Raw genomic sequence first — 22200 nt, forward strand, 5'->3', positions numbered from 1 at the left:
CTAAATTCCTAAAATCCCATTTTCCCCCGCTCTTAATTTTCAATTTCATAAAAATGAAAGACAGTCCCTAATTTCAAAAAAGATTTCGGGCTGATTTTCTTATATTTGTGTTCGAAAATAAAACATACCATATAATGTCAAACAAATCAACGATTCATTACACTCTAACGGATGAAGCTCCCATGCTGGCTACGCATTCGTTTTTACCTATAGTACAAGCGTTTACTCAACCCGCTAACATTGATATCCAAATTCGTGATATCTCGTTGGCAAGTCGTATTTTAGCGAACTTTCCTGAGTTTTTAAACGAAGAACAACGTGTGGCTGATGCACTTACCGAACTAGGGCAACTAGCCACTACGCCTGAAGCTAACATCATCAAATTACCTAATATCTCCGCTTCTATCGTTCAATTAAAAGAAGCAATTAACGAGTTACAAGCCCATGGTTTTGCGGTTCCTAATTACCCAGAAGAACCACAAACCGAAGAAGAAAAAAACATCAAAGCTAAATATGCTAAAGTATTAGGTTCTGCGGTTAACCCTGTTTTACGTGAAGGAAACTCGGACCGACGTGCTCCTAAAGCGGTTAAAAACTACGCAAAAGCGAATCCGCACCGTATGGGCGTTTGGGCATCCGATAGCAAAACTTCGGTAGCACACATGAATACTGGCGATTTTTATGGTACTGAAACTTCTACTACGGTAGCTAACGACGGTAAATTCCGTATTGTTTTCAATGGTGCTGATGGTTCTTCAAAAGTTTTAAAGGATTTTTCACCTTTAAAAGCAGGAGAAGTTATCGACTCTTCGGTTATGAATCTTTCAGCTTTAAAAGCTTTTGTTAAGGAAGCTATCGCAGAAGCGAAAGAGAAAAACGTATTGTTATCAGCGCACTTAAAAGCGACGATGATGAAAGTGTCTGACCCAATTATTTTTGGAGCTATTGTAGAAACTTTCTTTGCTGATGTATTTACGACCTATGCTACTACTTTTAAATCGTTAGATATTAACCCTAACAATGGTTTACAAGATTTATACGCTAAAATTGCAGGTCACGCGCAAGAAGCTGAAATCAAATCGGCTTTAGATACGGCTTTAGCAAATGGTCCTCGTGTGGCTATGGTAAATTCAGACAAAGGGATTACGAATTTCCACGTTTCTTCTGATGTTATTGTAGATGCTTCTATGGCAGCATTAGCGCGTAGTGGTGGTAAAATGTGGAACAAGGAAGGAAAAGAAGAAGATACAGTTTGTATTATCCCAGACCGTACTTATGCTGGTTTTTACCAAGCGGTGGTAGATGATATGATTGCTAACGGTGCTTTAGATCCTAAAACAATGGGAACAGTTCCTAACGTAGGTTTAATGGCTCAAAAAGCAGAAGAATACGGTTCGCACGACAAAACTTTCCAAATCGATGCTAACGGAACTGTAAATGTAGAAGATGAAAACGGAACGGTTTTATTAACTCAAACAGTTGAAACTGGTGACATTTTCAGAATGTGTCAAACAAAAGATGCGCCTATTCAAGACTGGGTTAAATTAGCGGTTACTAGAGCGCGTTTATCTGACACTCCTGCTATTTTCTGGTTGGATAAAGGGCGTGCACACGATAGTCAAATGATTCAAAAAGTTGAGAACTATTTACAAAATCACGATACTACTGGTCTTGACATTCGTATTATGGATGTAAAAGATGCCATGACTGAAACACTAAGAAGAATCCGTGAAGGTAAAGATACCATTTCAGTTTCTGGTAACGTATTACGTGACTATTTAACCGATTTATTCCCTATTTTAGAATTAGGAACTTCTGCTAAAATGTTATCTATCGTTCCATTAATGAATGGTGGTGGTTTATTTGAAACAGGTGCAGGAGGTTCAGCGCCTAAACACGTGGAGCAATTTGTAGAAGAAGGGTATTTGCGTTGGGATTCTTTAGGTGAATTTTTAGCATTACAAGCTTCTTTAGAGCATTTAGCACAAACACAAAACAATACTAAAGCACAAGTTTTAGCAGACACTTTAGATGAAGCCAACGCTTTATTCTTAGCAAATGACAAATCACCAGCACGTAAAGTGGGTGAAATTGACAACAGAGGGTCTCACTTCTATTTAGCTTCATACTGGGCACAGGCATTAGCAAAACAAACAAAAGATACCGATTTGCAAGCTACTTTTGCGCCTATCGCTGAGGAAATGACCACTAATGAAGCTAAAATTGACGCTGAGTTAATTGCTGCGCAAGGAAAAGCACAAGAAATTAAAGGGTACTATTTACCTTCGTTCGAATTGACCGACAAGGCCATGCGTCCAAGTGATACTTTTAATAGCATTTTAGCTAAATTAAGCTAACATTAAGAATCAAATTTTATTGATTTCTAACATAAGGAGAAATATTATACTCGTTAATATAATATTTCTCCTTTTTTATTAAAGTCCCCCTAATCCTCTATTATTGCTTGTATTACCTTAAACTCAAATTACACATTAAAAAAATACAGATAAGATAACTTTGAATCTAAAAAAGCATACATTTCTTGATATCCCGCCAATAAAGGACACAAAAATTAGATCTTTATAGCTAAAATCGCTGTTTTTTAGTTACAATGTTTAACTATAACAAATCCAGAGGACTTTTAATTTTAGTCTTAGAAACATCTATAATATTTGTATAAATTTGAGTAGTTTTAATGGTACTATGTCACAATAACTTTTGCAAAAACCTAATATCTGCACCGTTTTCAATAAGCTGGGTCGCGTAACTATGTCTTAAGCCATGAATACCAATAGATTTGTTTATGTTTGCCTTTTTGATAGCATTCTTAAAAATCAATTGTACACTTCTCACGCAATAAGCACTACCATACTGCCCTTCAAAAAGATATTCTTTTGGCTTATATTCTTCGCAATAACTCCTTAAGAGCGATAAAATTGACTTGGACAAATTAGTATATCTATCCTTTTTACCTTTTGCACCAGCAATTAATACAAGCATATCATCAGAATTGATATGCAAAATCTTTAAATTTACAATCTCAGAAACCCTTAACCCCATACCATACGAAAGTTTTAACATAAGAAGATGTTTAGGATTTGTTGTTTGTTTAAATATTTTTTTAATCTCAGGTTTTGTAAGCATTTTAGGTAAAAGCTTAGGTGTTTTAGGACGTGGAATGTCAAAAAACATTTTCTCACGGTGTAATACCTTTTCAAAATAAAACTTAACAGCGTTTATACGACTGTTCAAATGATTTTCTTTAACTTTTTCTTTCTTTATACAGTACAAAAAATAATCCTTCAATCTTTCTTGCGAAAGTTCATTTACTGGATAATGTTTAATAGTTCTGAGTAAATGTGCAAATTCTGTAGTATATACCCTGATGGTATTGCTGCTATAAGCCTTTAGTTTTAGTTGATCAATAAAATTTTCAAATGCTTGCTTATTCTCAGGAGCAATTAGTCCCAATAATTTCTCACCCACGGCATTATCATCAAGTTCAAGTGCTTGTCTAAGCGAGGGCAAGTCGGGCAAATACCATGCTTTATTAGAATTACTCCATTTTACAGAAGGAAACCGTTCTCTAAGTTGTTGGATAAGCACAAAATCCTTTATAAAAGTAATCCAAATTACTTTTTCACCTCTATGCTCTCCGAAACTAAATTGATATAAACGAACATCCATTAATCCTTTTTTTATTTCGTATTTTATATAAATTTTAAAAAATAGAGCAGAACAAACAGCATAAAAATCTACACGAAAAACGAAAACAAATATATTTAAAAAATATTGATTAACAATACACTACATCAAATTTATGGTATTTAGTATTTTATAAAAAACTTTATATATTTGTGTGTTAGGTGTCATTGTACCGAACCACAGAAACTTAAACATATTTCAGAAAAAAGACGTAAATTTGTAGTAATATTTTTTACTAAATGGAAATATTAGGTAACGACAAACATAAAATAATATATGCAGACGCTTTGGAAGCATTAAAAACGCTTCCAGACAATTCTGTGAACTTGATTTTTGCAGACCCACCTTACAATATTGGGAAAAATTTCAATGGAAAAATTGAAAAATGGGACACGGAAGAAAGTTATTTAGAATGGTGCTATGAATGGCTTGACTTGTGTATTCAAAAACTAAAACCAAATGGAAGTTTTTATGTTATGACAGCCACTCAATTTATGCCTTATTTTGACATTCATTTACGCAAAAAACTAACTATACTTTCAAGAATCGTTTGGTCTTATGACAGTTCAGGAGTTCAAGCTAAAAAATATTATGGTTCTATGTATGAACCTATTTTGTTTTGCGTAAAGGACAAAAATAATTATACTTTCAACACAAACGACATTTTAGTAGAAGCAAAAACAGGAGCAAAAAGAAAACTTATTGATTATCGAAAGGCTGTACCAACTGTTTATAATTCAGAGAAAGTACCAGGAAATGTATGGGAATTTTCAAGAGTTCGTTACAGAATGGGCGAGTACGAAAATCACCCAACTCAAAAGCCAATTTCGTTACTTGAAAGAATAATAAAAGCAAGTTCAAACGAAGGCGATTTAGTTTTAGACCCTTTTTCGGGAACTTTTACAACTTGTTATGTAGCAAAAGAATTAAATAGAAATTCCATTGGTATCGAGTTGCAAGACGAATATGTTAAAATCGGTTTGAGAAGATTACAATTAGCCGAAGAATTCAAAGGCGAAAAATTAGAAAAAGAAATACGGACTTTTGAAACCGAAAAAATTGCAACACAACAAAATTTAACCTTATTTGAACCCAATGGAACATATATTCACGGCTAATATTAAAGAGATTTCACAAAAAACTTTGATAAAAATGCAGATGATATTTTTGATAAAAGCCAACTCATTCAATACATAAACGAGAAAACTCGTTCAACAGGAAGAGGTTCAAAAGCAAGAGGTAGTTTTGCTAATTTTTACGCTATTTATGTAATTATTGAGGATTATATAACCAATGGGTTTAATACAAAAGGCGATTATTCAAAATATGATGGTGCTTTATTCAATAACCTTTTTGCAAGACAAAGAGAGTTGCCTTTTGGAAATAAATTGCAAAATCACGCCTTGAATAATCGTATGAATTCAGAGTTTGAAAAGTATTTTCCGACTTCTGAATACAAGCCAATTTTAAGAGACCAAGCGACAAACAGATATTGGATAAACGAAAATTTGTTGAATATAAAAGTTGGCAAAGGTAACTTCAATATAGCAACTACTATCATTGAAATAATTAATGAATACACAAAGACAAAACAAGACGCTTTTCAGCGTTTTGTAAAACAATGTGAAGCACTTCAAGACATTGAAAATACTACACCCGAAAAGGTTGAAGAGTTTATTATTGGTTTACTTGCACCAAATGTTGATGCACGACTTTTTGAAATTGTAAGTTATTCTATTCTCAAATTTTATTACCACGACCAAACTATTATTTGGGGTTATGAGATGGACAAACTTAATACAGAAAATTTAAAACTATACAAAACAGGACGAACCAATGCAAATGATGGAGGTATTGATTTTGTAATGAAACCATTAGGTAGGTTTTTTCAAGTAACAGAAACATTGGACTTCAAAAAATACTTTCTTGACATTGACAAAATCCAAAAATATCCAATAACTTTTGTTATCAAATCAGACGAGGACGTTGATCCTTTGAAAAAGAAAATCCAAGACAATGCCGATAAAACGTATACAATAAGAGCAATAGTTGAAAAATATATGGCTTGCATTGAGGAGGTAATTAATATCCCAATGCTTAACATAAGATTTAATGAAGCAGTAAAACAAGGATATTTAAACAATATACTTGACGAAATTGTAGTGCAGAGTAAAGTAGAATTTAACTACACTGACGAAGAGGACGAAGAATAACAACGAACGCATAACAACCAAGGTTTCGTTGGACATCAAAGAGCCAACAATGAAATCCTTGCTAAACAAAACCGATTACGTGCCGTCCACTATGGAGAGATTATAAGTCTATATAATAGGTAATTGACGGTTTTTTTGAAATCTATTTTTAAGGATTTATGAGTGTTTTTTGTCGCTTTTGAACATGAAATACATTGTCCACAAAATTAACTTTTACAGAAATTGGATTTTTGGCTATCCTCAGGATACCAATCCTGTGGACCTCTTTTGTCAAAAAAGCTAGGGTATGCAAATTTTCATTTTTACAAAAGGGATATTTAGGTACTACTTTTGATTTAGGATTTTTTTGTATTAGCTCTACTTGTAATTTTGTCTGTTAAGCAGGTAACATGCTGCTTTTTATAGTATTACTCAAAAAGCATAATGCCTTATTTTGACAAAGTTTTGGGGAGTATATGCAAAACAAAACGTCTTGTAAACTCCTCCAAAAAAATATCATTTGTTTTTTAATGCCTTACCTATTGCAATCCTTATAGCTAAAAGTTACGCTTTTTGCATTTGCGTCTTGGAAGCGGTGATTACTAGTGCTATTTTAGGACATATTAGGTTGTTCCTAAATCAGTACTAAACAACAACCTTTTTATTCTGAAATCTTTTTTAAAATAAAAACAAAATTTGGCAAGATTCTTGGTTATTGATAATTACATATCAATATAAAATCATGAAAAAGATCACATTTATTCTTTTAGCATCTAGTGCTTTATTATTAACTCATTGCAAAAAAAACGAAACGGGAGTTCTAGACTCTACGGAAACCGCTTCTGAAACCGATTTCACAGGAATGTATAGCGGCACGACACCATGTGCAGATTGTCCTGGTATATACACGAATATTACGTTTAAAAAGAATGGAAATGTTGCCAAAAGTACACTGTATTTAGATAGTGATGATACGTCATTAACTGAGTATGGGGTATGGAGCAAAGAAAACAATATTATTGAGGTTACAATCCCTAATTCGCCTAAAGAATACTATGCTATAAAACCAGATCACCTCTTGGTTAGATTAAATGCTGATAAAAAAGAAGTTTCTGGCGAATTAAGCAAAAAATATATTTTTGAAAAAACAGAAAGCTATACCTCTAAAATGTTAAACGGAACGTACCAAACCAGTATTGATGGTAAAGGATATAATCAAATTTTAGAATTAAAAGCAGATAATGATAGTATTTACAATGTAAAAATCACTTTTACTGGAGCAACTAAGGGATGTACTTTTGAGGGCAAAGGTCAGTTGGTGAATAACCAGATTGATCTTGATTTAAATAAAATCAAAAAAAACTTAAAAGCTACCATGACCATTCAATTTAAGGATGATACTAAAATTGCAGAAGTATTTACTTCTAAATTTGATGAACGTTTTGATTTGATGCATTTCTGTGGTGGTGGTGCTAGTTTAGCGGGAGATTATACTAAAAAATAAAATTGGAATACAGAATATAAACGAATCGTCCGCCGATTATTTATTACTCTAAACATAAGGAAGAATTTCATGCACAATATGAGATTCTTCTTTTATTTTGAGTAAAACTCTTTTAATTCTGTAAAAGAGTTTTAGCCTATATTCTTTATTGGTCCTTTTTTCTTACGCTTTTATATGTTCAGGACAATCCATTCTAATCTCTGTTTTTTCTAAACGTGTTTGCATAAGATTACAAAAATGGGTATCTTTTTTGTCTGAATAAAATTTGCAGCTAAAACACATCCGTTGTACGGAAACAATATTTGATTGAGATAATTTAAAAATCAATTTTGATAATAATTCCCAAATCACTTCTTTATCTGAAATCTCTTGCTTTTCAAAAAAAACTTGCAAAGGCTGAGTAAAGTCTTCTGATTTTAAAACAATTTCAAGTCCGTTAGCTGTCAACTTCATACAATAACTTCTAGAATCATTAGGATCTTGTATTTTTTCAATTAGTCCTTTTTGCTCTAATGTTTTTACAGCATCACTTATTGTAGGTTTGGTAACGCCAAATTCTTTTGCTAAATAACTAACCGTTGAATATTTTTCATTGTGATGTTTTATAAAAATAAGTATTTGTATTTGAATAGGGCTTAAAGCCCATTTTTTAGATTGCTCCCAGATTAAATAACGATGCACTGTAGCTAGTTTATCTAAACCAGCCACAATTTTATTGTCAATTGATAAATTTTGATATTTTAGATTAAATACACTTTTCATAAAAAAGTAAATCAGGAATTAGCCTTAGCAGACAAAATTAGTAATACTATTTTTTTAATCATGTATAAATTCGTAATTTATGAAATAAATGATAAAAAGTATTCTATAAATAAAAACAATAGACTTGTATTTCTGTTTTTTATTTTATTTAAAAAATTGACTTTAAACTACTTAGAACATTTTATCAGTAATCTTACTATCGTATTAACTCCGTATTTTACTTATTTAATATTTATATTTTTGATGTAAATTTAGCTCTGTTTTTTTTTATTTAAAAAAATGTTTTTTATTTATTAAACACGTAACCAATAACTTAATTTTCAAACTATTTTTGCAGTGTAAATAGATGAGGATATTTTAGGCTATTAAAGACAACAAAAACAATAAACAAACCGCTTTTAGAGTCTATTAAATAGAATAAAGGCAATGAAAACAAGCATTTTTTTCATATAAAAGAACTCAAAAAATTGTTATTAACAAAGCTAAAAGTTATGAGATTCAAAAAAACGAACCCTTTAAAAAATTAAAAAACAAACATACAATGAATTTAAAAAATATATTACTGTTATTTCTTACTCTATACAGTTCATTTCTTTTTAGTCAACAAAAATTTACCTTAAGTGGTATTATTTCTGAATCTAAAACAAATGAAACTGTAATCGGTGCCAACTTACAAATTGAGGGTACTTCAATAACCTCTTCAACTAATGAATATGGTTTCTTTTCTATTACTTTACCTGAAGGAACGTATACTTTAGTTGTAAGTTCTTTTGGTTTTAAAACAGAACGCCAAAAACTGGAACTAAAAGGAGATGTTAAATTAAATTTTCGATTAGAAGAAGAAAATAAGCAGTTAAAAGAGATTGTAATAACAGACACGAAACAAAAGGCTAATATACGCAAACCTGAGATGAGTGTTCATAAATTAAACATTCAAACAATCAAACAAATTCCAGCGGTATTGGGGGAAGTAGATATAATCAAATCCCTTTTATCATTACCTGGTGTTACTAACGCGGGAGAAGGACAATCGGGTTTTAATGTTCGAGGCGGTGGAGCAGATCAAAACTTAGTTTTATTAGATGAAGCTACAGTATATAACGCATCACATGTTTTTGGGTTCTTTTCGGTATTCAATCCGGATGCTATTAAGGATCTAAAACTGTATAAAGGAGGAATTCCCGCAAAATATGGTGGTAGAGCTTCGTCTGTTTTAGATATTTATCAAAAAGATGGCAATAGCAATCGTTTTTCAGCCAATGGTGGTATTGGGCTTATTACAAGTCGGTTTTTAGCAGAAGGTCCTATTGTAAAAGAGCGAGGTTCTTTTTTGATTGGAGGGAGATCTTCTTATGCTCATCTATTTCTTAAATTAAGTGATAATAAAAATGCAGCTTATTTTTATGATTTAAACGCTAAATTAAATTATAAACTAAACAACAACAACAACCTATATTTATCAAGTTATTTTGGTCGTGATGTATTTGAATTTAGCAATACCTTCTATAATACTTACGGCAATACAACACTCAATTTAAGATGGAATCATTTATATTCAGATAAACTTTTTTCTAATCTATCCTTAATTTATAGTGATTATTATTATGGTTTGAGGTTAGATTTTGTGGGCTTTAATTGGAACTCTGGTATCAAAAATTACAATATCAAATATGATTTCAAACATTACATAGTAGACAAATTAAAGCTAAACTATGGTTTAAATGCCATTTATAGTGATTTTAATCCTGGAATTATTGAACCAACGGATCAAAAATCCCCCATAACCTATAAGAAGTTAGATCAAAAGTATGCTTTTGAACCGGCCCTTTATCTAGATGTTGAACAAAAAATAGGTTCAAAAATAGGTATTTCCTACGGGTTGCGTTATAGTCAATTTTATCGTTTGGGAAATTCTACTATTAATTACTACGATAATGATAATCCTGTAATTTTTGATTCGGAATCAAAAATTTATGGGAAAGCGACTCCTATTGGTCAAAAAACCTTTGGTTCATTTCAAAAAATAGCTTTTCATGATTATTTAGAACCTCGTTTTGCCATGGCATACGAGTTAACTCCTGAACAGTCCTTAAAACTAAGCTATAATCGTATGGTACAATACTTACAGCTGGTTTCTAATACAACTTCTCCTACTCCTCTTGATGTTTGGACTCCTAGTGATAATTATATTAAACCACAAGTTGCAGATCAAGTAGCCATGGGATATTTTAATAATTTCAAAAATGACATATACACCTTAGAAGTTGAAACATTTTATAAAAAAATACAGAATAGAATGGATTATATTGATGGTGCAGATTTGATAGCCAATGAAGCCATTGAACAGGTTGTTTTAAATGGGCAAATGCATTCGTATGGTTTAGAACTTTTACTCCGAAAAAATAGCGGAAACTTAACGGGATGGTTATCCTATACGTTATCTCGTTCTGAACAGCAAACTCCTGGAAGAAACAACCAAGAAACAGGAATTAATGATGGAAACTGGTACCGATCTGCTTATGATAAACCTCATAATATCGTATTTACAGGAGCCTATAAATTAAATGAAAAATGGAGTTTTGGAGCTAATTTTACTCTTCAATCAGGACAACCCGTTACGTATCCTAATGCCCAATATGTATACCAGGACCTAGTGGTACCTAGTTATGGGTTAAGAAATGAAAACAGACTACCTACTTATCATCGTTTGGATGTATCTGCTACGCTAAAACCTAGAAAAAATGTAAATAGAAAATGGCAAGCAGAATGGGTTTTTAGTATCTATAACTTATACAATAGAAAAAATGCTGCCTCTATTAGTTTTAGACAAAATAAAGACACTGGAATTAACGAAGCCGTTAGATTATCCATTTTTGGCATGATTCCGTCTGTATCGTATAATTTTAAATTTTAAAGTAAATACATTATAAATAATATAAAATTGCTATCAACGCGTATTGATTACAAATGAACTTACCTGAATAAGAGTCATTTATATACGCCCCATAAATTTACACCACATGAAAAAAATATCTTTATTTCTATATAGCTGTATCCTTGTTTTATTGTTTGCAAATTGCGAAGACGTGGTAGATATACCCTTAGAAACAGCTACTCCTAAACTTGTAATTGATGCAAATCTAAAATGGATGCCCAATACAACAGGACAAAACCAAACGATTAAACTTAGTCTTACTAACCCTTTTTATTCTAACGATATTTTACCTGCCAATAATGCTATAGTAACTATACAGGATACAACTAATCAAACTTATACTTTTAATCAAGTGTCTGGTACTACTGATTATGTTTGTAACCACTTTGTTCCCTTAGTAGGTCAAACCTATACTCTAAAAATAATTTACCAAGGCGATGTTTATACTGCTAGTAATACCTTGCTTGCTACCCCTAAAATAATTGAAATCAAACAAGAAAATCAAAAAGGGGTAAATGGAAAAGATCAAATACGAATTAAAGGTTTTTTTAAAGATGATGGAAATGAAAAAAATTATTATTTATTTAAAATAGATAATAGCAAAATTGCTTTTCCTGAATATAGATTACTAGATGATAAATTTTCTCAAGGAAATGTTATGTTTGGTCTTTTTTATGATGAAATAGAATCTAATGATAAAATAAAAATCAGCATACAAAGTATTACTGAAAGACATTTTTATTATATGAGTAAATTGCTCAGTATCTCAGGACAAAATGGGGGAGGTCCTTTTAGTACCCCTCCTGCAACTTTACGAGGAAACATTATTAATCAAACCCATAATGATCGTTTCCCTTTTGGCTATTTTAATTTAAGCGAAGTATCATCAGAGGATTATATCGTAAAATAACAAAAAAAATGTCCAAAAGGTCGTAATTGTATTAATTCTGTTCAGTTCCTTCGTCGTTTTAATCAGCTAATAAGAAAAAGATTGAAACGAATCAGGCAATGATGCTGCTCCCCTTATAATTCTTTCTTGAGTTAGAGCAACAAACTAAACATGTCAATACCTCTTTTTGGACAATTTCTAAAATAATATAAAAGTAAAACTCTAGAAAATAGTCATTACACTTTTAATAACAAAATGGTGTTTCTATTTTTTATTAAACTTAGCCTAGTATTAACCCTCTTTTTTTTGTAGAAAAAATGTCTTCACACTCCGTTGTTAGAGATAACCAAGAACCCGCATTAATAATTGCCAATGGAGCGGAATGCTCACGCGAATTATTAGATCAATTACTCGAATGGTCCCCATTTGTAATTGTTTTAGATTCAGCTATAGAAAGAGTTCTTAATTTAGGCATAAAAGTAGATGTTTTATTAGGCGACTTTGATAGAGGATTTGATGCTGAATCTTATAAAGAAAGACAATACCCTCTTGAAATTGTTCATACTCCAGACCAAGATAAAACAGATTTAGAAAAAGCGTTTGATTATTTGATTAATAAAGGACATAAAGCCGTAAATGTTATTTGGGCTACAGGCAAACGAGCGGATCATACTCTGAATAACATTACTAGTATCGCTCGCTATAAAAAAGAATTAAAAATTGTAATTCTAGATGATTATTCAAAAATTTATTTACTGCCTCAAAAATTTGAAAAATGGTACCCTAAAAACAGTATGCTTTCACTTATTCCAATTGGAGAAGTCAAAGGTATTCATTCTAAAAATTTATTTTATCCTTTAAACAATGACATCTTAACTTTAGGTTTTAAAACAGGCAGTAGCAACTTTGCAACACAAGATGGTATTGTAACCATTGAACATAAAGAAGGACATTTATTATTAATAGAATCCTTTGATTGATCTATTTCAATGATGAAAACACTTAAAACTAGCGTAGCTAATATGATCAATAAAACTTTAACTTTACATTTCCAATTTTAGTATTAAATGAAATTTCAAGTTGTATCTAATTTTTCTCCTATGGGAGACCAGCCTCAAGCTATTAAAAAATTAGCCGAAGGAATCCAAAATGATGAAAAGTATCAAACTTTATTAGGTGTAACAGGATCAGGTAAGACTTTTACAGTAGCCAATGTAATACAAGAAGTACAACGTCCTACTTTAGTCCTAGCACATAACAAAACATTAGCTGCTCAATTATATTCAGAGTTCAAACAATTTTTCCCTAATAATTCAGTACAATACTTTGTATCTTACTATGATTATTACCAACCCGAAGCATATATACCTGTAACGGGGACTTATATAGAAAAAGATTTATCAATTAATGACGAATTAGAAAAACTTCGTTTAAGCACTACCTCTGCCCTACTTTCCGGTCGAAGAGATGTATTAGTGGTCGCTTCTGTTTCATGCCTATATGGTATTGGAAATCCTGTCGAGTTTCAAAAAAATGTTATTTCTATTGAAAGAAATCAAGAAATTTCAAGAACAAAGTTTTTACATCGTTTGGTTCAAAGTTTATATGCTCGTACTGAAGCAGATTTTAATCCCGGTAACTTTAGAATAAAAGGAGACACTGTTGAAGTCTTTCCTGGTTATGCAGACGATCCCTTTAGAATACATTTTTTTGGCGAAGAAATTGAGGAAATTGAGGCTTTTGATGTAAAAACGTCCAGAGTAATAGAGCGTTATGAAAAACTAAACATTTACCCAGCTAATATGTTTGTTACCTCTCCTGATGTTTTACAAAATGCTATTTGGAATATTCAACAAGACTTGGTGAAACAAGTAGATTATTTTAAAGAAACAGGCAAACATTTAGAAGCAAAACGGTTAGAAGAACGAACGAATTTTGACCTCGAAATGATCCGTGAATTGGGGTATTGCTCAGGAATTGAAAATTATTCTCGCTATTTAGATGGTCGGGAAGCTGGTACTCGTCCTTTCTGTTTATTAGATTATTTTCCAGATGATTTTTTAATGGTTGTAGATGAAAGTCACGTAACTATTTCTCAAGTACATGCAATGTATGGTGGCGATAGAAGTAGAAAGGAAAACTTGGTTGAATATGGTTTTAGATTGCCTGCTGCTTTAGATAACCGTCCTCTTAAGTTTGAAGAATTTGAAGCCCTACAAAATCAAGTCATTTATGTATCTGCAACACCCGCTGATTATGAATTACAAAAATCTGAGGGTATTTATGTAGAACAAATTATTCGTCCAACAGGATTGTTAGACCCGATTATTGAAGTACGTCCAAGTACCAACCAAATAGACGATTTAATAGAAGAAATCCAACAACGCTGTGAAGTAGATGAACGTGTTTTAGTAACTACTTTAACCAAGCGTATGGCGGAAGAATTGACTAAATATTTAACCAAAGTTTCCATTCGCTGTCGTTATATACATTCTGATGTAGATACACTAGAGCGGGTACAAATCATGCAGGATTTACGCAAGGGTTTATTTGATGTGTTAATTGGTGTTAACTTACTTCGTGAAGGATTGGATTTACCAGAAGTTTCTTTAGTAGCTATCCTAGATGCTGATAAAGAAGGTTTTTTACGCAGTCATCGTTCTTTAACACAAACTGTAGGACGTGCCGCTCGTAATATTAATGGTAAAGCTATTATGTATGCTGATAAAATAACGGATTCTATGCAACGTACGATTGATGAAACGAATTATCGTCGTGAAAAACAAATTAATTTTAATACCGCACATAATTTAGTACCAAGAGCTTTGAATAAATCTATTGAAAATCATTTATCTAAAAGTTCAACAAATAGTTCCCATCATGAACATTCTATTTCTAAAGCTGCAGAACCTGAAACGGAATATCTAACTAAACCTGAAATAGAAAAACGTATTCGTGAAAAACGAAAGGCAATGGAAAAAGCTGCTAAAGATTTAGATTTTATGCAAGCAGCAAAATTACGTGACGAAATAAAAGTTTTACAAGAAAAGTTAAACTAATTTTTTCAATAAAATTTAAGATTCTTTTTTTAAAAAAGAAGTGTGAACTATCTTTCTTTTTTATTTATTTACAATTTAATAGTTGTATTACGCTCCTTTTTTGTCTATTATCTGTTTTTGAACAATATTTATTAATTTAATACCGTTAACTAACTAAAAATTACAAAATGAAAAAAACTTTTTTAACATTCATTACTTTATTGGGCATTACGGCTACAGGCATAGCTCAAGATAATGCTATAGGGATACGTCTTAACGAAAACAACGGTTTTGGTGCTGAAATCACTTTTCAAAGAGATCTCTCTGATGACAATAGAATAGAAGCTAATCTTGGCTTCAAAAATCAAGGATATACAAGATATGGCAACTATAAGTATGATCAACGTGAAATAAAACTTACCGCTTTATACCACTGGGTTTTTGACATAAAAGACGGTTTTAAATGGTTTGTTGGACCTGGTGCGGGAATAGGTTCTTGGTCTGCTTCTTCTTACTATAATTCAAATAATGGTAGGTATGAGGACAAAACGGGAATTTATTTAATTGTTGCTGGGAATGGAGGAATTGAATATAATTTTGATTTCCCGTTAAGATTAGCAGTAGATCTAAGACCCGAGCTTTATATAAGTTCTGAATACAAAGACATAACCGATAGAGGATTTGGTCCGAACGTAGGGGTAAGTGCTCGTTATTGCTTTTAAAAAAAGGAGGCTGTCCTAAAAGTTTGCAATCTTGTCATCGATCAAAGGGAGAAATCACATAATCCTGATTATGAAACTCCTCCTTCGTCGGAGTGACAAACTGCATGTTGATTTATTACTTTTTGGACAGCCTTATCTTATTACATTCTTTCAGGAACTTGAATTCCTAGTAAACTAAATGCTCGTTGAATTGTTTCTCCCACTAATTTAGCCAATTGAACTCTAAAAATCTTTTTATCTGTATTTTCTTCACCTAAAATAGATACATTTTGGTAAAACGAATTAAATTCTTTAACTAAATCATACGTATAATTAGCTACTAACGCAGGACTATGGTTAACCGCTGCATTTTGAATAGCTTCAGGGAACAAAGCAATTTGTTTGATGAGTTCTTTTTCCTTTTCGTGTAATTCTTTTAAAAGAATGTTCTCTGAACAATCAAAATCTGCTTTTCTTAAAATAGACTGAATACGCGCATAAGTGTATTGAATAAATGGTCCTGTATTTCCATTAAAATCAACGGATTCTTCAGGATTAAACATCATTGTTTTTTTAGGATCTACTTTTAGCATATAGTATTTAAGAGCTCCTAGACCTATTATTTTGTATAAATCTGCTTTTTCCTGATCCGTATACCCATCTAATTTTCCTAATTCTTCTGAAATAGATTGTGCTGTAGATGTCATTTCTGCCATTAAATCATCTGCATCTACTACAGTTCCTTCACGTGATTTCATTTTACCTGAAGGTAATTCAACCATACCATAAGAAAGATGATACAATTGCTCAGCCCAATCAAATCCTAATTTTTTTAGAATTAGGAACAATACTTTAAAATGATAATCTTGTTCATTTCCTACTGTATACACCATTCCTCCTACATCTGGAGTATCTTTTACACGTTGAATAGCTGTTCCTATATCTTGTGTTATATATACAGATGTTCCGTCTGCACGTAAAACTAATTTTTCATCTAATCCTTCAGACGTTAGATCGATCCAAACAGATCCGTCTTCTTTTTTATAAAAAACTCCTTTTTGTAATCCTTCTTCTATAACATCTTTTCCTAACAAGTAGGTATTACTTTCATAATAATACGAATCAAAATCAACTCCTAAATTTTTATAGGTAACACTAAACCCATCGTATACCCATTGATTCATTTTTTTCCAAAGAGCAACTACCTCGGCATCACCAGCTTCCCATTTGCGAAGCATTTCCTGTGCTTCTAAAATAGATGGTGCTATTTTTTTTGCTTCTTCTTCAGTGTGCCCCGCTGCTATTAGCTCTTTTATTTCATTTTTATATTGTTTATCAAATTCAACATAAAAATGCCCCACTAATTTATCGCCTTTTAAGCCTGTGGATTCTGGTGTTTGATTCTTCCCTTCCTTTTGCCACGCTAACATAGATTTGCAAATATGAATACCACGATCGTTTATAATTTGTGTTTTATAAACTTTTTTCCCTGATGCTTTTACTATTTCAGCCACGGCATGGCCTAATAAATTATTACGAATATGTCCTAAATGCAAAGGTTTATTGGTATTAGGCGAAGAATATTCTACCATCACGGCCTTGTCTCCTTCTATAGGTGCTTTAAAACCAAATTGTTCAATTGTTCTAGCTGCATTAAAAAAATCTACATAATAACGGTCGGCAACTACTAGATTTAAGAACCCTTGTACCACATTAAACTTTTCAATTTCGGCTACGTTTTGAACTAAATAATCACCTATCTTACTTCCTATTTCCACAGGATTCCCTTTTATAAGTTTTAATAAAGGAAAAACGACCATGGTGATATCTCCTTCAAATTCCCTACGGGTAGCCTGAAATTCTACTTTATCAAGTGAAACCTCAAACAATTGCTCTACTGCAATCTTAATCTTTTCCGTAAGAATTTGTTGTAATGTCATAATTTAATTATTTTTTAAAGTATACAAAGATACTATTTAAATAGAAATTCACTAAATTTATATAGCAAGTAGAATTCGGAGTTTTTTTTAAAAAAACTCCCCAAAACAAATTGAAGGATCTAAAATAAACCTATTTATATTTTTATCAGTTTTTTCCTATATTTAATATAAGTTTGTCGTCTCATTTTTAAAGAATTGTACCATGCTCAAAAGATACCTACTCTTATTGGTCTTTTTTATAGACTTTTATTCTAATGCGCAATTTATTTCTGTTGAAACAAATCGAACTCCTGATGATTTAGTACGCAACGTATTAACACAATCTGTCTGCATAAACGTCTCTAATGTCAAGAGTTCTACAGGAACGAACTTTGGATCTACAAATGGCATTGGTTCTTTTAAAAATACAAATCCTGCTTTTCCTATTAGTGAAGGGATCATTTTGAGTACAGGAAATGCCCTAAAATCTGCGGGGCCCAATACCACAAGGTTACAGGACGGAACCAATACATGGCCTGGTGATAGTGATTTGACTTCTGTATTTACAACTGATCCTGCTTTTCCGCCAATTTTTTTAAATGCAACGAAATTAGAATTTGACTTTAGCTCTTTGAGTTCTCATATTCAGCTCCCTTTTATTTTTACTTCTGAGGAATATGGCACTTATCAATGCAATACCTATGATGGAATTGCTATTTTACTAACGCATCCTGATGGAAAGGTGGAAAATCTTGCTTTAGTCCCTAATACAAATCTTCCTATTTCTGTGGAAACAATCCGTAATAATTTATACAACTCTAGTTGTAATTCAGCTAATCCAACCTTTTTTGGTAGTTTTAATGGAGGAATTAGCACTAGTACTTCTCCTATTAACTATAATGGGCAAACAGTTTTATTATATGCTACTAAAGATAATTTAATAAAAGGGGCTACTTATCATCTTAAAATTGTTATTGGAGATAGAAATGTAACCAGTGATGATTCTGCTATTTTTTTAGGTAGAGCCAACTTTTCTTTGGACACCTCTCCTTTGGGACCTGATCTAACCCTATGTAATAACGAGGGTATAAACGAAACATATACATTACAATCAGGACTAGATAGCACCTTATATGATTTTGAATGGAGAAATCAAAATAACAATTCTATTGGTACAAATGCTCCTAATTTAGTTCTAAATCAAGCGGGAAGTTATCGTCTGATTTATTATATAAAGTCAACTCCTTGTATTGCTGGACAAGACGAAATTAAGATTGGTTACCAGAGTGCTCCATCTAGCGTAAATCCTAAAGTTTTATATAAATGCAATACGAATTCAACTAGTTATGATTTTGATCTCAGCTCGAATCAATCTTTATTAAATCCAACAGGTGCTCTAACAATTAGTTTTCATGATACATTGTTAGATGCTCAACAAAATATTAATTCTATAAGCAATAATTATAACGTTGTAGCGAGTGCGCTTCCTAAAATTATTTGGACAAGAATTCAAAATGCAAATGGTTGTTATAATACAAAATCTTTTGATTTACAACTGACCCCTTCTCCTTCATTAATTAAACCTACAGACATTACAAAATGTGAAAATACTTTTGGAAGTGGGGAAACCTTTATTTCTACACAAGAATTTTCAATTCTAACGAATAAGTTACTGAACGGATTATCGAGTTCTATTTATCAAATAAATTATCATTTACAACCTGATTTTAGTGATTCTCCTATAGATACGAATAAACCTTTTTTAACAGGTAATAAGACTATTTATATTCAATTATTTGTAAAAACGGAAACAAGCTGCTTTGTTACGGAATCCTTTAACGTTATCGTAATTCCACGACCTGCATTGGAAGTTATAAAAGATCAATATGTTTGTGTTCAATACACCTTACCAGAACAGCCTAATGGAGCTCAATATTGGTCTGGCCCTAATCAAACAGGCATTAATTGGCCTGCAGGAACTAACATAACAATAGATGGAACATTAGTGTATCAATATATAAGTAGTGGAAATCTTAGTGATTGTTATATAGAAAGTGCTTTTACCGTACATGTTGTAAAATCAACCCAATTAATTCCTACTACCCTAACAAGTTGTGACAGTTATATTATTCCTGGCCCTCGTATTCCTGGATCAAAGTTTTTTTTAGATAGTGCATTAACTCAACAAATACTTCCTGGTACTAGCATCAGTACAATTGGAGAAACAACTTTATATGTAAGTTATGTGTTTTCTGATCCTAATTGTCCTCCTATTACGACCTCTTTTAAGATAAATATCTCAAAAAGCCCCACTATAAAGAATACTTTTACTAATTTATTTAGTTGTATTCCTATAACCAATTTACCAATCTTGATTACAGATCTTGGAACCGCAGATTACTACACCTATGATAATGCTACTGGTATCTATAGTATATTAAGTTTTCCTATTAGTAAAACAACTCATGTATATGCTTATGCTATAAACAATAATTGTCGCTCAAATATTTACGATTTTTGGGTTTATATAGGAGATATTGGGTTAAAAAATATTGATTCTTGTAGTAATTTTTATATTTTACCCCAACCTGTTATAGGTGAATTTAGAGATGCTCCTAATGGAGGTGGGAACCTGATAAAAACACCTAAAACGATTACCCAAAACACAACCATTTATCATTATATTGAAAATGCTAGTTGTACTTACAATAGTTCTTTTAGTATAAATTTTCACCAACCTTCTTTAGTAAGTCCTGAAGAGGCTAAATCTTGTATAAATTATATTTTACCAATAGAAAACCAAGGAGGAAGGTATTTTACATTACAAGGAGGTCCTAATACACCTGGCAATACTGAATTATTCCCTAACAATGAAATAAAAACCTCTACAACTCTCTGGATTTATAAAGAGTCTAGTACAGCCCCAGGAAACCTAACCCCTAAATGTTTTAACGAAGTCCCTTGGAAAATAACTATTTTTAACAAACCTATTATTGATGTCCGAGGGGACCAAATTACCTGCTTTAAATACGATCTGACTCCTTTAGCTAATGGAAATTATTACCAAGACCCTAATGGTCAAAACCTTATAACTAATTTAAGCATAGACAGTAGTGATCTAAGACCTGGAATAGAACAATCAACTAGAGTAAAAACTATTTATATATATGCACAAAACCCTGTGGTATCTAACTGTTACAGCCAAAGTTCTTTTACCATAACGTTTGATAGTTTAGAGGTTCCTCCACAAACAGATCTAGTAGTTTGTAATTCTTACACCCTTCCTACTCTGCCTGTTAATATGCTATATTATGATAGTCCTATGGATCCTGCCCATCCTGAATTACCTCATCCTGGTACAATTATTCCAGCAGGAACTACCTATAACACTTCCAATGTCATAAGTCCTATTTATGTATATACGAGTACTAATAACAAACTTAAGTGTATAGATGAAAAAAGTTTTAAACTAACAATTATATCTCAACCTGTTGCTCCTAAAAATATAAGCACACTTCCTGTATGCGATGAGTTTCAAGATCCTTTTGATGGTATCTTTCAATTTGATTTAAGCACAATTAATACTCTTGTTTTAGGAAATACAACTTCATCCAATGATTTAAAAGTAGACTATTTCAGAAGTTTTAATGAAGCAAATGATTTAAATGCAACCCCTCTAACTATAAAATACATCAATAATATCCCTTTTAACCAATCTATTTGGGCCAGATTATCAAGCCGTAAGCTCAATTCTTGTTTTGATGTAAGCAATGAAATAAAATTAATCATTGAGCCATTGCCCAAATCTAATTTACAACCAGAATATATTATTTGTGAAGATTATGCAACGGGTACTTTATACAATCAAGCAATTTTAGATACAGGTTTATCCTTACAAAATTATCAATTTCAATGGTTTTATAACCATACTCCTTTGGCAGAGAAAACCCCTTCAATCACGGTTTCACAAGATGGTAATTATTCTGTAATGGTAACCAACACTACCACTAATTGTACAAAAAATTACACCACAAAGGTAATTAAATACAAACCTTACATTCTCTTAGAATATAGTGATGCTTTTGAAATACCATCTTATATTAAGGTTAATGTTATGGGGAATGGTTCAGGCAATTATAGCTATCAACTAGATAATGGTAACTATCAAGAGAGCCATCTATTCTATAATGTAAGCCCAGGAGAACATACCATTGCATCAAAAGATAATTCAGGGCATTGTAGCCCTGCTCCTATTACAATATCAATTATTAACCATCCAAAATATTTCACTCCTAATAATGATGGTTATAATGATTATTGGAATATTCCTGATTTAATCCAATCCAATCCAACAGCCTCTATTCAAATTTTTGATCGTTATGAAAAACTAATTCAACGCTTTTCTCCTAATTCAAAAGGTTGGGATGGGACCTATCAGGGCATTCCTTTACCAGCCGATGACTATTGGTTTACAGTAGAATACAATGAAAAAAATAGTACAAAAATTTTCAAATCCCATTTTAGTTTAAAAAGATAATATTTTAATCCCGAAAAT

General features: G+C 31.9%; 13 protein-coding genes. 10 read left to right on the forward strand and 3 right to left on the reverse strand.

The features are described 5' to 3' along the window. The first annotated feature begins 134 nt into the window (after positions 1 to 134). On the forward strand, positions 135 to 2357 hold the full coding sequence (locus B0A78_RS05580; RefSeq protein ID WP_097609453.1) for an NADP-dependent isocitrate dehydrogenase: 2223 nt from the start codon (positions 135 to 137) through the stop codon (positions 2355 to 2357). Between the two features lie 349 nt (positions 2358 to 2706). Here the strand turns inward: B0A78_RS05580 and B0A78_RS05585 are convergent, their stop codons facing one another. Next, positions 2707 to 3687 (reverse strand): tyrosine-type recombinase/integrase, encoded by a 981-nt coding sequence (locus tag B0A78_RS05585; protein WP_014166554.1) that lies wholly within the window; start codon positions 3685 to 3687, stop codon positions 2707 to 2709. Between the two features lie 257 nt (positions 3688 to 3944). Between B0A78_RS05585 and yhdJ the strand changes: the two genes are divergently transcribed. The 3 genes from yhdJ (at position 3945) to B0A78_RS05600 (ending at position 7401) form a co-directional block, all read left to right on the forward strand. Further along, entirely contained in the window at positions 3945 to 4823 is an 879-nt protein-coding gene (gene yhdJ, locus B0A78_RS05590) for an adenine-specific DNA-methyltransferase (protein ID WP_097609454.1), read from the forward strand. 270 nt (positions 4824 to 5093) lie between these two features. Further along, entirely contained in the window at positions 5094 to 5918 is an 825-nt protein-coding gene (locus tag B0A78_RS05595) for a hypothetical protein (RefSeq protein ID WP_205727434.1), read from the forward strand. A gap of 721 nt (positions 5919 to 6639) precedes the next feature. Next, entirely contained in the window at positions 6640 to 7401 is a 762-nt protein-coding gene (locus B0A78_RS05600; RefSeq protein ID WP_014165234.1) for a copper resistance protein NlpE, read from the forward strand. Between the two features lie 162 nt (positions 7402 to 7563). On the opposite strand, the gene B0A78_RS05605 is transcribed toward B0A78_RS05600, so the two are convergent. Further along, complete coding sequence (locus tag B0A78_RS05605) at positions 7564 to 8163, reverse strand: MarR family winged helix-turn-helix transcriptional regulator (protein ID WP_014165233.1); 600 nt, start codon at positions 8161 to 8163, stop codon at positions 7564 to 7566. A gap of 541 nt (positions 8164 to 8704) precedes the next feature. Here B0A78_RS05605 and B0A78_RS05610 point away from each other — a divergent pair. From B0A78_RS05610 to B0A78_RS05630, 5 genes are all read left to right on the forward strand, one after another. Continuing rightward, entirely contained in the window at positions 8705 to 11077 is a 2373-nt protein-coding gene (locus tag B0A78_RS05610) for a TonB-dependent receptor (RefSeq protein WP_077225676.1), read from the forward strand. Positions 11078 to 11183: 106 nt separating this feature from the next. Continuing rightward, entirely contained in the window at positions 11184 to 12008 is an 825-nt protein-coding gene (locus B0A78_RS05615; protein ID WP_014165231.1) for a DUF4249 domain-containing protein, read from the forward strand. Between the two features lie 296 nt (positions 12009 to 12304). Continuing rightward, entirely contained in the window at positions 12305 to 12967 is a 663-nt protein-coding gene (locus B0A78_RS05620; protein ID WP_014165230.1) for a thiamine diphosphokinase, read from the forward strand. Positions 12968 to 13054: 87 nt separating this feature from the next. After that, positions 13055 to 15046 carry an excinuclease ABC subunit UvrB gene (gene uvrB / locus B0A78_RS05625; protein WP_097609455.1) on the forward strand — a complete coding sequence of 664 codons (1992 nt, stop codon included), beginning with the start codon at positions 13055 to 13057 and terminating at the stop codon, positions 15044 to 15046. A 167-nt stretch (positions 15047 to 15213) separates the two neighbouring features. Further along, complete coding sequence (locus B0A78_RS05630) at positions 15214 to 15747, forward strand: hypothetical protein (RefSeq protein ID WP_014165228.1); 534 nt, start codon at positions 15214 to 15216, stop codon at positions 15745 to 15747. A gap of 140 nt (positions 15748 to 15887) precedes the next feature. On the opposite strand, the gene argS is transcribed toward B0A78_RS05630, so the two are convergent. Further along, positions 15888 to 17666, reverse strand: coding sequence for an arginine--tRNA ligase (gene argS / locus B0A78_RS05635; protein ID WP_014165227.1), 1779 nt, complete (start codon positions 17664 to 17666; stop codon positions 15888 to 15890). A gap of 202 nt (positions 17667 to 17868) precedes the next feature. On the opposite strand from argS, the gene B0A78_RS05640 reads away from it, so the two are divergent. Further along, positions 17869 to 22182 carry a T9SS type B sorting domain-containing protein gene (locus B0A78_RS05640; protein ID WP_097609456.1) on the forward strand — a complete coding sequence of 1438 codons (4314 nt, stop codon included), beginning with the start codon at positions 17869 to 17871 and terminating at the stop codon, positions 22180 to 22182. Positions 22183 to 22200: the final 18 nt, after the last annotated feature.

Origin of the sequence: Flavobacterium columnare NBRC 100251 = ATCC 23463 (genome assembly GCF_002530675.1) — a bacterium.
GTDB classification, from domain to species: Bacteria; Bacteroidota; Bacteroidia; order Flavobacteriales; family Flavobacteriaceae; genus Flavobacterium; species Flavobacterium columnare.

Coding starts and splice junctions, on each gene's coding strand:
- B0A78_RS05605 (WP_014165233.1), bottom strand. CDS start 8,163: ATGAAAAGTGTATTTAATCTAAAATATCAAAATTTATCAATTGACAAT.
- B0A78_RS05630 (WP_014165228.1), top strand. CDS start 15,214: ATGAAAAAAACTTTTTTAACATTCATTACTTTATTGGGCATTACGGCT.
- B0A78_RS05610 (WP_077225676.1), top strand. CDS start 8,705: ATGAATTTAAAAAATATATTACTGTTATTTCTTACTCTATACAGTTCA.
- B0A78_RS05585 (WP_014166554.1), bottom strand. CDS start 3,687: ATGGATGTTCGTTTATATCAATTTAGTTTCGGAGAGCATAGAGGTGAA.
- B0A78_RS05615 (WP_014165231.1), top strand. CDS start 11,184: ATGAAAAAAATATCTTTATTTCTATATAGCTGTATCCTTGTTTTATTG.
- uvrB (WP_097609455.1), top strand. CDS start 13,055: ATGAAATTTCAAGTTGTATCTAATTTTTCTCCTATGGGAGACCAGCCT.
- yhdJ (WP_097609454.1), top strand. CDS start 3,945: ATGGAAATATTAGGTAACGACAAACATAAAATAATATATGCAGACGCT.
- B0A78_RS05640 (WP_097609456.1), top strand. CDS start 17,869: ATGCTCAAAAGATACCTACTCTTATTGGTCTTTTTTATAGACTTTTAT.
- B0A78_RS05620 (WP_014165230.1), top strand. CDS start 12,305: ATGTCTTCACACTCCGTTGTTAGAGATAACCAAGAACCCGCATTAATA.
- B0A78_RS05580 (WP_097609453.1), top strand. CDS start 135: ATGTCAAACAAATCAACGATTCATTACACTCTAACGGATGAAGCTCCC.
- B0A78_RS05600 (WP_014165234.1), top strand. CDS start 6,640: ATGAAAAAGATCACATTTATTCTTTTAGCATCTAGTGCTTTATTATTA.
- argS (WP_014165227.1), bottom strand. CDS start 17,666: ATGACATTACAACAAATTCTTACGGAAAAGATTAAGATTGCAGTAGAG.